This window comes from Flavihumibacter sp. UBA7668 (assembly GCF_002483205.1).
GTDB lineage: Bacteria > Bacteroidota > Bacteroidia > Chitinophagales > Chitinophagaceae > Flavihumibacter.
The window spans coordinates 609,021-623,280 of the sequence record NZ_DLHM01000005.1 but is presented as its reverse complement, the minus strand read 5'-3'; the positions used below and the strand labels follow the sequence as shown (position 1 = coordinate 623,280).

7 protein-coding genes are annotated in these 14,260 nt (G+C 44.2%); 3 read left to right on the top strand and 4 right to left on the bottom strand.

Features of this window, described 5'->3' with window-relative positions:
* Window positions 1-9: 9 nt before the first annotated feature.
* From B2746_RS14755 to B2746_RS14745, 3 genes are all read right to left on the bottom strand, one after another.
* Complete coding sequence (locus tag B2746_RS14755; protein WP_290795402.1) at window positions 10-3,306, bottom strand: FG-GAP-like repeat-containing protein; 3,297 nt, start codon at window positions 3,304-3,306, stop codon at window positions 10-12.
* Window positions 3,307-3,376: 70 nt separating this feature from the next.
* On the bottom strand, window positions 3,377-4,897 hold the full coding sequence (locus tag B2746_RS14750) for a RagB/SusD family nutrient uptake outer membrane protein (RefSeq protein ID WP_290795400.1): 1,521 nt from the start codon (window positions 4,895-4,897) through the stop codon (window positions 3,377-3,379).
* 20 nt (window positions 4,898-4,917) lie between these two features.
* A complete protein-coding gene (locus B2746_RS14745) occupies window positions 4,918-7,902 on the bottom strand; it encodes a SusC/RagA family TonB-linked outer membrane protein (protein WP_290795398.1) in 2,985 nt (994 codons plus the stop codon).
* 295 nt (window positions 7,903-8,197) lie between these two features.
* On the opposite strand from B2746_RS14745, the gene B2746_RS14740 reads away from it, so the two are divergent.
* On the top strand, window positions 8,198-9,196 hold the full coding sequence (locus B2746_RS14740; protein WP_290795396.1) for a LacI family DNA-binding transcriptional regulator: 999 nt from the start codon (window positions 8,198-8,200) through the stop codon (window positions 9,194-9,196).
* Here the strand turns inward: B2746_RS14740 and B2746_RS14735 are convergent.
* Window positions 9,163-9,663, bottom strand: a complete 501-nt coding sequence (locus B2746_RS14735; RefSeq protein ID WP_290795394.1) for a hypothetical protein — start codon at window positions 9,661-9,663, stop codon at window positions 9,163-9,165. The genes B2746_RS14740 and B2746_RS14735 overlap by 34 nt on opposite strands.
* A 115-nt stretch (window positions 9,664-9,778) precedes the next feature.
* Here B2746_RS14735 and B2746_RS14730 point away from each other — a divergent pair, with 115 nt between their 5' ends.
* On the top strand, window positions 9,779-13,042 hold the full coding sequence (locus B2746_RS14730) for a S41 family peptidase (protein WP_290795392.1): 3,264 nt from the start codon (window positions 9,779-9,781) through the stop codon (window positions 13,040-13,042).
* Between the two features lie 143 nt (window positions 13,043-13,185).
* Window positions 13,186-14,259: a hypothetical protein gene (locus tag B2746_RS14725; RefSeq protein ID WP_290795390.1), complete on the top strand. Its 1,074-nt coding sequence runs from the start codon at window positions 13,186-13,188 to the stop codon at window positions 14,257-14,259.
* The last annotated feature ends 1 nt before the right edge of the window (window position 14,260 follow it).

Genomic DNA, 14,260 nt, shown 5'->3' with positions numbered 1-14,260 from the left:
CTGTGTGGATTAATAGCTGAATAAAAGCGGTGAAGAATTATTTCGCAGTACCAGCAGTTTGATGCCCTTATTTGTTTGTATGGATTCCATATCCCGAATAGCTCCGGGCACATAAAAACCCGATTGAACCGGTGTCTGGTATTGAAATTTTCCATTTCCCTGATTCAACAATACCTGCCCAAAACTGGCATCCAACTGCCCAAATTGTGGCTGGAGGCAAAACATATTACCACCCAGTACAAGATCCTTTTTACCATCCCTGTTTAAATCAGTTACATGGATGGAATGAATGGAGGATAATTGTAATTGAAATGCAAGTGGTTCGATGGCAACTATGCCGGCTTGCCCTGTGGTAACAATACATGATTTGGTATAATTCACTTCCTTTACATCAGCACTTGAAATTATTTTTTTAGCAAACAGGTCCTGAATCGATTTATCAGCAAACTGTTCATTCCGGAGATTTTGTTTTTTTAAGGAGGGAATTTGTTCTGTCAATTCTCTTTTCATGAATACAGGAAGATCTTTTCCATTCACTGTATGGGTAATTATTTTTTCCACCATACCATTTTCTGCAAAATCGTTCAACCAGATTTTCACGGGCTTCAGGCTATCCGCTTTCAGGTAAAAATTATCTCCCAGATTCCCCATGATCAATTCATCGTATCCATCCCCGTTTAAATCTGCAGCAGCAATGGTTTGCCACCAGCCGGAATAGCCTTTAAAGAAATCAGGCATTTGCTGTAGCTGCTTATTTCTCCATTCAAAAACCAATGGATTCATCCATTCACCCACCAATACAAGTTCCTTCGATTCATCACCGGTTATATTTGCCCAAACAGCACCGGTAATCATTCCGATTTTCCGGAACGGATTTCCTTTTTCAGTCGCGTATAAACGAAATCCTCCCTTACCATCATTCAATAGCAACTGACTACTGGCTGGCTGTCCATAGAGATATGGCATGGACCGGCCACCAATAAAAATATCCAGATCACCATCGGCATCTATATCCAATGGAAGTACAACAGAACAATTGGCCTGATTTTCCGGAAGTGGTTGTGTTGATTTACTGAAATTACCTTTCCCATCATTTATAAATAAGCGATGATTTAATAAACCACTCTGACCGGTATGATTATTTCCTCCTGCGCTTATAAAAAGATCTGCATCACCATCCTGATCCGAATCAAAAAATGCCAATCCCACATCTTCCTGATTTTTAAAATCTTCAAAAACAGCTTGTGCAGACTTTCTGAAACCGGATCCTGTTTGCAGGAATAGTTGTCCTGCCTGTTTTCCCGCACCACCAATATAAACATCCTCCAGTCCGTCTCCATTTACATCGGCTTTGGCTACCTGCGGACCTTCTCTGGAAGTCATCCATAGAATATTCCGTTCGTTATAAAAATCGATGTAATCGTCTTCGGTATGTTTTTCAAAAAGCGTCGAATCGGAAAATGCTAATAAAGTTGTGGCAGATTTAGTTGTTGGCTCTATTTTATTTAATGAAGGTTCCCGATGGATGACATGTTGCTTATTAGGTTCCAACTCTTTTATCAACTGACGGAATCCGCCAGGCCATATAACAATAGCGGAATCTATAGATTTTGCTCCCAGTCCAAAATGCAGGTTATAATCAACCGATGATTGAAACCCCCTGGAGGGCACAAGTTCACGCATTTGCTTTTCCTCTCCCTGAAAGAGCATAACCTTCGCACCAATTGCATTTCTATTTAAGCCCGAATCAATCAGTTTAAAACTGATGAAGGGCTGATTCTGTTGCTCGCGTACATTATTGCGATAAATAAATGCGGGCTGATTTACATTGTTTACGATCAGATCCAGATCGCCGTCATTATCCAGGTCAGCATATGCTGCACCATTGGAAAAGGAAGGTGTTGCGAGGCCCCATGCCGCTTCTACTTCTTCAAATTTCCAATCCCCTGCATTGCGGAACATTTTATTTGAGATGGGATTAGAAGGCATTTTTTCGATGATCTGATCCACTTCTTCTTTTTGTCCGGTCATGACCATATTCTGGATCACTTCATTGGCGAAAAAGTTGATAAAATCCTGATCAGTTACATCCCGGAAGATTCCGTTGCATACATAGAGGTCCTGTTTACCATCGTTGTCGGCATCAAATAATAATCCACCCCAGCTCCAGTCGGAAGCCGCTACTCCGCTATAAAAAGCGGTTTCCAAAAACTTTCCATCGCCATTATTCACCTGCAGGGTATTCTGCATATATTGATTATAAAAACCGGAACGTTGTTTCAACAATTGCACTTCAATTTGTTCGAAGGAGGTAGTGGTTTTGAGGCGATATTCATCCCGGGGAAGCATTTCGGTGACAAAAATATCAGGCAGTCCGTCGTTGTTGATATCACCCATATCGGCGCCCATGGAGGAGTGGCTGATATGTTGCATTCTTTTCTCGAGTTCTTCAGTGAAACCACCTTTTTGATTATTGATGTATAAATAATCGCGTTCAAAAAAATCATTGGAAACATAGATATCCGGATAATGATCGCCATTGATATCTCCTACGGTAACACCCAAACCAAAACTGATCAGACTGCCATAAATTCCGGCGCTTTCACTAACATCTACAAATTTGCCACCATCATTTCTAAGCAGGAAGGAACCACCGCCTTTCAGGAATTCAGCTACAGGCCAGTCTTTTGCACGGAGTTCACGCTTATTGGAATAGTTCAGGGTGTTAACCGGAATAAAGCTATTGTTGAGGATAAAACAATCCAGATCTCCATCCAGATCATAATCGAAAAAGGCAGCGTGGGTCGAATATCCATCGTTATCCAGGCCATAAACTTTGGCAGCTTCTTCGAATTTAAGATTTCCTTTATTGATGAACAGCGCATTCTCCTGTCGCATGCCCTTTTGATAACCGGCATTACAGATATAAATATCCAGTAAACCATCTGCATTGATATCCACCATCACCACACCGGTACTCCATTTTCCTTTTTCTGCAATACCGGCTGTGGTGGTAATATCTTCAAATTCCCAATTTCCTTTATTCAGGTAAAGTTTGTTTTCACCCATATTTGAAGTAAATACAAGATCAACCAATCCATCATTATTGATATCACCAACAGCACAACCACCACCATTATAAAAATTGCGATAGCTGAATATATTAAAGTCCTTGGTATCGGCAACTGTGTTAATGAAATCTACGCCGGTATTTCCCATCAGGGTAAATGCTGTCTTCTCTTTTTTTTCTGAGCTGCAGGAAGTGAGAACCAGTAAAAGCAGCGCGCCAAAGATCCATTTTTGCATAGTCGAATTTCTATAAATGATAAGAGGTCATTATTGCTAATGACCTCCTATTACTGCAATATACTAAAAATTAATAGCCGGGATTCTGTGTCAGATTTGGATTAGCAGCCAATGAACGGTTGGGAATCGGGAAGATCAGGCGCTCCGGACCGGAAGCTGCTTTTTCCTGCCAGGTTCCGAGGAATTTACCAAAGCGGATCAGGTCATTTCTTCTCCAGCCTTCGTAATAAAGTTCCCTGCCTCTTTCATCCAGCAACTGATCCAGATTCACTGAACCCAATGCTGTTGCACCCCGTTTGGTTCGGATGGAGTTTACAATACTTAATGCATCGCCACTGGTACGAAGCAGGGCTTCGGCTTTCATCAGCAATACATCAGAGTAACGCAGGTAAACCAGGTCATTGTCCACATTATCACCATTATTATAATCCACCGGATATTTCACTACACGGATACCGGTAATTTCCAGGTTATTTTCAGTTTCTTTGATTTTTACTTCACGTGTGAAAGACAGGTTATTCCCTCTTCTGTCTTTTAATGCCACGCCATTCTGGTTGAACTGCTGGCCTTCCAGAAATCCTACTCTTAATCCTGATACATTTGTTACACCAGGATATGCCATACCCCGACGGGTATCTTCTTCTTCGAATTTGTCGTAAAAATCAGAGAGCGTTGAAAATCCATTCCAGCCACTTGGATTGTTGTTATAATGCAAGTGAGCAAACCAATGGAAACGAACACCACCACTGCTGTTGCCTCCACGGTTTTCAGCGGTCCAGATATTCTCGGTTGACAGGTCATCGTTATTGGGAGCAAAGTTGTCAAAGAAATTATCGTTCAATGTATACTTACCACTATTGATGATTTCATCAGCCAGATCAATAACCTCCTGCATATCGCTGGCATCAAAAGTGGGATTCGCTCTGTCAGCGTATACGCCTTTGTTCAGGTAACATTTCATTAGCAAGGCCTTTGCAGCATCTTTATTGGCTTTATATTCGGGACCATCAGGAAGATTAGGCAGAATTTCCGTTAATTCTGACATGATGTATTCTAATGCGGCTGTTCCTTTTCGGATTTGTGGAAGATCTTCCAGTGTACCATTTACTTCCCTGTATGGAACCTGATCCCATCCATCAAGCAAGGTGAACATAGCAAATGCTCTTAAAAACCTTGCTTCAGCAGCAGGCCCCGGTGGAGGATTGAATTTAAGCATATCGGTACTTGCAAAAACGATCCTGCCAAGATCCCGGTAAGTATCCGCCAGGAATGCATGATCTGCATTCCATTGATGGGTATGTAATACACGCCATACGCCGTTATCATCCCAGTCTCCACCACGTGTTGGCCCGATTACTTCATCGGTTGTGTGTTCCATAGCTGCCCATACCCTGGACTGATCCTGGTAGGGCAGGCGGGTTGACAAATAAACCCCTTCGAGTAATGCAGTTGGATCAGGATTAGCATTACTACCACCAAAATATACTTCTGCTTCCTCTCCTGTGATGGCAGAATCAACAGGCTCTTCCAATTTTGTACAACCGGCTAAGGAAGAGATCAATACTGCACTTAGAATTATTTTATATTTCATATAGCTCAAATTTGATTGAGTTAGAAAGAAAAGTTTATACCAAAAATGAAGTTTCGCGCAGTTGGATACGGAATGTATTCAATTCCAAAAGAAGGACGACCACCTACATTTTTATCCACGTTCACTTCAGGATCAAATCCGGAAAATCCGGTAATAACAAAGAGGTTCTGTCCGGTCAGGAACAGGTTCGCATTTTTTATTACGGTTCCCAGATCACCCAGATTATAGCTCAGGGTTGCATTGGTTAGTTTCATATAGTCGCCTGATTCCAGGTAACGGGTAGAAGCGGTAATAGGGCTCGATAAAGCTTCGCTTGGATTCAGCTCCATCAGTGCTTTTGCAATATTCCGGGTTCCCAGGTTATTGATAGGCAATACGGTATTGGCGGTATTATTATATACCTGGTGTCCGAATGCGCCGTTCATACTGATTTCCAGATTGAATTTTTTGTATCCAACATTAGTAGTTAAACCTAAGAGGTAATCAGGATTGGGATCACCAATAAAATACAATGCAGCATCACCTCCTACAAAGGTAGCCTGACCATTTCTGTCGATTCCGCTGAAATCTCTCAGATAATAAGAATGAAGCGGTCTGTTGTTTACAAATCGTTGAATATTGGTTCCGGAAATACCCTGGCCACTCAAACCTCCGGTAGGAATAACCAGAATTCCAAAATCTCTCAATTCATTTTTAAGATAGGTTCCATTTACACCAATATCCCAGGAAAAGTTGCTGTTTTTTACTACCTGATAGTTTACAAACAATTCAACCCCGGCATTTAAAATTTCACCTGGGAGATTTAACCAGGTAGTTGGTGAACCAACTGGAACTGGGTCCGGCTGATCACGGTCAAAAATGATATCCTTTGTTTTCTTATTAAAATAATCGATCGAACCTATTAGTCTTCCTTTGGCTACAGAGAAATCCAGACCAATGTTGATGGTAGTGGAAGTTTCCCATCTCAGATCGTTGTTAATAATGGTAGCCAGACCAAAACTTTGCTGACCTGCTATATAAGTTTCCTGAGAGGCAAAGGCGGGAAATTCCTGGTTACCGGTTTGACCCCAGCTTGCTCTTAGTTTCAACTGATCAAAAATGGACTGATCTGCCATGAAGGCTTCATTGTGCACATTCCAGGCAAGCGCTAAAGACGGAAAATAACCGTATTTATTGTTCTCACCAAACTTGCTGGAACCATCTGCCCGGAAGGTACCGGTGAAAATATAGCGGTCTTTGTAGTTCAGGACAGCTCTGGCAAAATAAGATTGTAATTCTGTAGTCTGATCAAATGATGAAATCTGCCTGGAACCCTGTGTAGTGTACTGCAGATAATTATAATAAGGAGTGCTTACATTGGCAAAATCCTGTCCGAACACATTATTACCCAGGTAGCGGAATTTCATAAATTCATAACCACCCAGTGCAGTAATGGTAATATTATCGCCTATTTCCTTGATATAATTTAATGTGTGTGTCATCTGAGTTGTGGTCAGCGTACCATTGGCCTGGTTGGCCAATCCACGGTTCTGAATATTTTCCAGATTCAGATAACTGCGGATCTGGTTTTTTCTGGTACTAACCTGGTGATTGATACTATAGAGGAAGCGATAATCCAGTCCTTTTGCGATATTGTAAGAAGGCGCAACATAAGCCAGCACGTTTGTAGTATTGGAAATATCATCCCATGCTGCTGACATCACCAATGGATTGATTGATGTATTACCAAATTGGGGAATCAAATAAAGAGAATCAACACCGTTGGATCCACGAAAACGGAATGGATGGGTTGGGTTCCATTGCAAAGCCTGTCCAACAATACTTCCGGTAAATCCCGCATCATTTGAAATAGGCGCTGCATTTTCGGTATTATGACCAACCGTTACGTTGAAATCAAGTCCCAGTCTTCTGTTTTCCAAAAATTTAAATGAACCGTTAATACCAGCTGTATATTTTTTAAAATCGGATTTAAGAATGATACCTTCCTGATTAAGATAACTGGCAGAGATCCGGTACTTGCCATTTTCATTGCCACCTGATACGCCAATACTGTAGTTCTGCGTCAGGGCATTTCTGGTGATGGCATCCATGGCGTCAACATTATCGCCATAATCACCCGATGTTAGTCCATATTTATCCAACGCAGCACGGTATTCATTTCCATCCAGCACTTCAATTTGTCGCATCATGCTGCTGATACCAACTGAGGCATTCACATCAACACGTTGTCCGGTTGCTCCTTTTTTGGTAGTGATCAGGATTACTCCATTGGCACCACGTGATCCATAAATAGCAGCAGCAGAGGCATCTTTCAACACTTCCATGGAAAGTATGTCATTGTTGTTGATAAAGTTCAGCGGGTTACTTCCTGGGATGGTACCTACACCACCGGCATTGATTCCCGGCCTTGCAGTACGGCCATCCAGCGCAACCCCATCAATTACATAAAGCGGCTGGTTTCCTGAACGGATGGATGAGTTACCCCGAATCCGCACGGTAGTAGCGGCTCCCGGTGCGCCCGAGTTGTTCATAATCTGAACACCGGCTACCTTGCCCTGCAACAACTGATCCGGAGCAGTTACTACTCCCTTGTTAAAATCTTTCGCCTTCACCGACGCAACAGCACCGGTAAGGTCTTTTTTACGTGATGTTCCATAACCAACCACCACCACTTCATTTAAGTCGGAATTGGAAGCAGTAAGGGTAACAGAAACAACATCTCCGGTGATGGCAACTTCCCGGGTGCCAAATCCTATGGATGAAATTACCAGGGTTTTGGCATCAGCGGGTACACCGGGCAAACGAAAACTACCATCCGCTTCAGTAGAAGACGCTATGGTGGTGCCTTTTACGGTTACAGTAGCACCAATAATAGGTGCACCATCCTTGGAATCCGTGATTTTTCCTGTGAGAACGCGTTCCTGGGCCTGAATAGAGGAGCCGAGGAAGATACATAGTAAGAAGACGGAGAGCCTCCCTACCCATCGTGGCAATGCAACAGTCATAGTTGTTGAGTTTTGGTTTTCGTGACGGTTTTTATATTGATTTTATATAAAACATGTTTAAACCACACTACCCAAATCCCGGGTACTAACCGGTATTTTATAGGCAATCAAGACAAGCTTAATGCTGCGTGAGGAATCGTTTTAACTCACTCAGCATCAACCAGCAATCAAATTCGAACTTTTTATCAAGAGTTTTTTACCTTTTGATCAGCAAACGGTTTCGCAAACGTTTGTTGTGTACAAGTTACATATTGATCTAAAATTAACAAGTTTTTATTAAATAATAACATTTTTTGTGGCGAGAGTAACAATTAAAGATTTGGCGGGAAAGCTGAATATCAATCCGTCTACCGTATCCAGAGCCCTGCGAGATCATCCCGATGTCAGCCCGAGCATGCGGGAGAATATCAAACAGCTGGCTGAGAAAATGGGCTATAAACCCAACCATATGGCGATTAACCTCCGCCGGGGCAGCAGCCATACCATTGGCCTGATCATCCCTGAAATTGCCCCGTTTTTCTTTCCTTCTCTCATAAAAGCCGTGGAAGAAGCGACCCATGCCCGGGGATACAACCTCCTGGTCCTGCATTCCAACGACAGCATCGACCGGGAAATCGAGAACGCTGAAATCTGCGCCAATATGGGGGTAGACGGCATATTGGTATCCTTATCGCGCCAAAGCCATGATATTGAACACTTCCAGGAATTGATGGCAGCGGGGATCCCGATCGTGTTTTTCGATAAAGTAATCCACAACTCCCTGGCCCATCAGGTGGTAATGCCCGGAAAAGAAGCTGCCGCACTGGCGGTCAGTACCCTCAGCAGGTCTGTTCCGTTTGGTTCCCGGATCATGGGATTTTTTGCCGATACCCGGCTATCAATCACCGAAGACCGGATGGAAGGCTTTAAAGACGCACTCAACCAACTAAATTGGCCACTGGAAGCCGTGGAACTGGTGATTTCGGACGATCCGGTGGCGGCAAAATCGGCCTTTCTTACTGCCTGGCAGGCTGACCATCAACCGGCAGCCGTATTTGTTATGAGCGATGAACTGCTTTCCGGCATCATTCAGGGCATCTATCAGGAAAATATCCGGATTCCTGAGGACCTTTTTCTCGTTGGGATTAGCGATGGCGAATTACCCAACTACCTGCCTTTCTCCTTTCCTTATGTGCATACCTCCGGATTTGATATGGGAACCACTGCAGCCGGACTCCTATTTCAGCTCATCCGGAAACTACCGATAGCAGCGGAAACGCATTATATGGAGATCGGACTGGTTAATTCGCGATGAGCAGGTCGTTGATCAGCCTGCTCTAACAGCGTTTCAATCGATACCTGTGCCAGGAGCCTATCCTCCAATACATTGGCGAAGGTGTCGAGGTAAAGTATTACATCCTCCCGCTGGTTACGTTTAAGCCAGCGGAATCCACCCGGCAGTGCATTCAGTACCTCCCGGTCTTCCAGGTATTCTATATTATGGATATCCGTTGGAGTAAGGCCCAATTCCATCAGTTTGGTCATCATGAGTCCCAAAGGCACATGGGTGACCGAACAATATTCCTCCGCAATTTCTGTCCACTCCCCTATTCCACTGTGCGCGTACTGCAGAATCTCTTCTTTGCTGAGTTTGGTCACCACCTGCAGCAGGTTACCGCAATTGCATCCGCCATGATGTCCCCAGGCATAATACGCACCATTCCGAAGATTAGTGGCTGTTTGCCTTAGTGCTTCGATCAGTTCCAGTCGGGCTGTTGCCATAGTAAGTTCGTTTAGGTGAATTTCCGACGATTCTACTGTTCTTAAAAGCTTTGTTTAAACATGGGGCGGGTGCGATGGATCCATCCTTAACTTTAAGGCACTAAACAGTTGTAGCATGAAACATATTTTCAAAGGGCTGCTGGCCCTTTTATTTTCAACGGGACTCCAGGCACAGGAAGCACCACTCTGGATGCGATACCCTGCTATCAGTCCGGATGGCAAAACCATTGCCTTCGGTTATAAGGGTGATATCTACCGGGTGGATGCAGCCGGTGGGGTAGCCATCCCCCTAACCATTCATGAGGCACAGGATATGATGCCGGTTTGGAGCCGCGATGGTAAAAGCCTCGCCTTTGCATCTGACCGTTATGGGAATTTCGATGTATTTGTAATGCCCGCAACCGGTGGTACGCCGGCACGGTTAACCCACCACAGTTCACCGGATTTCCCCTTCGATTTTTCGCCCGATAACCAGCAGGTGATCTTTGGAAGCTCCCGGAATATTCCCGAAAAGAATATCCGGTTTTATAGTCCTAGATTGTTTCAGAATTTATATTCCGTTTCGGTTGTTGGTGGCCGTAATATCCTGCTGAGTTCAGCGGGAATGGATCTTGCCCGGTATAACAGCAAGGGTACGCAAATCGTTTTTCAGGATCGCAAGGGCTATGAAGATGCCTGGCGCAAACACCATAATTCATCTGTTACCCGTGATATCTGGCTGATGGAAACCTCCTCTAATACTTTTCGGAAAATCTCCGGGTATGAAGGCGAGGATCGGGAGCCTGTTTTCAGTGGCGATGATCAGTTCATTTATTACCTGAGTGAAAAAAACGGCAATCAGAATATTTATAAAGCGCCGGTATTGAATCGTATGGCTGAACAGCAATTGACTAAACTCGACCGGCATCCGGTTCGGCACCTGACTGCCAGCAAGGATAATACTCTTTGTTATACCTATAACGGAGAAGTTTACACACTGAAAGAGGGTGGACAACCGAAAAAATTATCGGTTCAGATTTTTAATGATGGCAGAGCCGGTGTAACAAAAAATGTTTCCATCAATGGAAATGTAACACAGTTTGAATTGTCGCCCAATGGGAAGGAGATCGCCTTTGTTACCCGCGGCGAAATCTTTGTTACCAGTGTGGAAGGCAAACAAACCAAACGCATTACCAATACACCACAGCAGGAACGTATGGTGAAATGGAATCCGGATGGAAAAAGCCTGGTATATGCAGCTGAACGAAATGATAACTGGGATATTTATGAAGCCTCCATTGCACGTGCAGAGGAGCCCTATTTTTATGCCGCCACGGTTATCAATGAAAAACCGCTGATTGCTACGGCAGAGGAAGAATACCAGGCGAAGTTTTCACCTGATGGAAAGGAGATCGCGTATGTGGCGGAACGTAATCAGTTGAAAGTTTATAATCTGGCTACAAAGAAAACCCTCACGCTGTTGCCAACCGGACACAACTATTCCTATGCAGATGGCGATTGGGATTTTAATTGGAGTCCGGATGGTCAGTGGATTATTTGTGACGATAGTGAAGGCAGCATGTTCCTGGGAAATATGGCTATGATTAAGGCGGATGGCAGCACAGGTATTGATCATCCCATGCGCAGTGGTTTTGGGCAGAATAACATGAAATGGGGTATGGATGGCAAAGTGGTACTTTGGACCAGTGCGCGTGAGGGAAGAAAATCATTGGCCAATCAGGGAAGCCGGGAAGTGGATATTTATGCAGGCTTTCTTGATCAGGATCTGTATGATAAGTTTAAGCTGAGTAAGGAGGAGTATGCATTGTTGGAGGAAAAGGAGAAGAAGGGGGAAAAGGAGACAAAGGAGAAAGAGGAGAAAGAGGGAAAAAAGGAGGAAAAGGGGAAAGAGGTGAAAGAGGTGAAAAAGTGGAGTCCGTTGGTGGAGAATTTGGAGAACAGGGTGGCTAAGCTTACCATTAATTCCAGTTCTATTGCAGATTATGCGGTGAATAAGGATGGATCAAAAATTTATTACCTGGCTGCTTTTGAGAAGGGCTATGATTTATGGGTTACTGAACCACGCACCCGAGAAACAAAAATTCTGGCCAAACTTGGTGGCACACCAAGCGGCATTGAAATGAGCAAAGATGGCAAGAGTCTTTTTGTTACCAATCGCGGATCATTGGTGAAGATTGATGAAGCGGGCAAGATCAGTCCGGTGGCTATTGATGGAGAGATGGTATTGAATGCTTCCGCTGAACGCGATTATATTTTTGATCATGCCTGGAGACAGGTGCAGAAAAAATTTTATGATCCCAAACTACATGGACTGGATTGGGATGGATTGAAAAAAGACTATGCGCGTTTTCTGCCGCATATCAGTAACAACTACGATTTCCAGGAACTGCTGAGTGAATTGCTGGGTGAATTGAATGCTTCTCATACAGGAGGTCGTTATAGTCCGCAGATGCAGAATCCGGATGCTACTGCTGCACTCGGCTTACTCTATGATGAGAGTAAGGGAGGCAATGGATTGCTCGTTACCGAAGTAATTGAAGGTGGTCCTTTGGATCGTGCGGAAAGCAAAGTGAAAGCGGGCGTGGTTATTGAGAAAATTAATGGGGTGGCAATTGGTCAGGAGAACGATTGGACAGCGTTGTTGAATCGCAAAGCTGATAAAAATACCTTATTGAGTTTATATGATCCGATTTCAGGCAAACGCTGGGAGGAAGCCACCAAACCTATCTCCTTTCAGGACGAAGCTTCGCTGATGTACAAACGCTGGGTTAAGAAGATGGATGCAATGGTACACAAACTAAGTGATGGAAAAGTTGGTTATGTACATGTGCAGGGTATGAATGATGGAAGTTTCCGTTCCACGTTTGATGTGGTAATGGGAAAGAATTTTGATAAGGAAGCATTGATTGTAGATACCCGTTTCAATGGCGGTGGCTGGTTACACGATGATCTGCTGAATTTCTTAAGCGCCAAACGCTACCTCGATTTTGCACCACAGGGCAACAAGCTGAAAGACGGAGAACCAATGGGGCGCTGGAGCAAACCCAGTTGTGTGGTGATGAGCGAAAGCAATTATTCCGATGCCTTTATTTTCCCCTATGTGTACAAGCAGCAGGGTGTGGGCAAGCTGATCGGGATGCCGGTACCTGGCACTGGAACGGCCGTTTGGTGGGAGCAGCAAATTGATCCCACCATCGTATTTGGTATTCCGATGATTGCGACAATTGGTAAGGAAGGAAGACCTACGGAGAACCTGCAATTGGAGCCGGATATTCGGGTACCCTTGTCGTACGAGGATTTCCTGAATGGAAAAGATGCGCAGATTGAGGCTGCGGTAAAGGAGATGTTGAAGACGATAAAGGAGAAGAAAGGCTTTTAGGAAGTGGGAACTAGGAAGTGGGAACTAGGAACTAGGAAGTGGGAAGTGGGAAGTGGGAAAGTCCTAATGGAAAGATAAAAATGAGGGGTGGCGAACGAATTTGGCAGATTACTTCGTTAGTTTGGACAGAGAAATAGTCCAGCATGAAGAACTCCTCCGAATTGAATCGCCGCCCTTTTTTATTGTTCAGCTTTATTTTCCTCCTGTTAATTACGGGCACATTGAGTGCCGGGGCACAGACGATCACCGGAGTCTGGAGGGGTAAGATCAAGGGATCGCAGGCGGAAGTTAAGATTGTGAAATCGGGCGATCAGCTGGTTGGAGTGGCCTATTATTACCAGAAGAAAAACAAATACAAGCGCTATAGTTTGCGGGGGCATTTCGACCCCAATACCAATTCGGTGATTTGGTGGGATGAGGTGCTGTTGGATGATTATGGAACCGGTGGCATCATGCAAATTCGTCCCGATGCCGGTGCGCAGCTGATGGTGGCAGATTTTAATTGTCCGGGTGGAGAGGAAATGTACCTCGACGGAACCAGTTCCAGCCGCGATGCCAAAAACAGTAAAAACGGGGAAGTTCATCTTCAGAAAATGGAGCAACCCATCTTTAATGACGAATGGGATTTTATCATCGATAATTATTTTGTGGGAGGCAATGATCCGATCCTGATTGATAGCATTTCACAAATCACTTCCCGCGCCAATTTCCCGGAAGAAAAGGACATGAAACAGACAATGGTGATTGTTGCGCCGGAAAGAACTGATCCTGCACCGGCTATAACTGCTGCAACTGCTCCGGTAGCATCAGTGCCGGCACCTGTAGCTGCTGCCCCTGCGGATCCGGCGGAGAAAAAATTCAGCACGCGTAAAAATGTTTTGCAAACGGTTATTCCAATTACAGCAAAAACCATCGAACTGCGCTTTTATGATAATGCTCAGGTGGATGGTGATTCCATTGCACTTTTCCTGAATGGGAAACTCCTGTTCAAAAATATTCGTCTAACAGAGCAGGCTTACACGGTAAAACTAAATGCGGCTGATCTTCAGGCCGACAATGAATTGGTAATGGTGGCCGAAAACCTGGGTAGTATTCCGCCCAACACCTCTTTCATGGTAGCCATTGTAGGCGATAAACGATACGAAGCGCGGTTGTTTGCCAATGAGCAAAGCAGTGCCATGATAAGGCTGGTGAATCCTGAATTATTGAAGGAGTAAT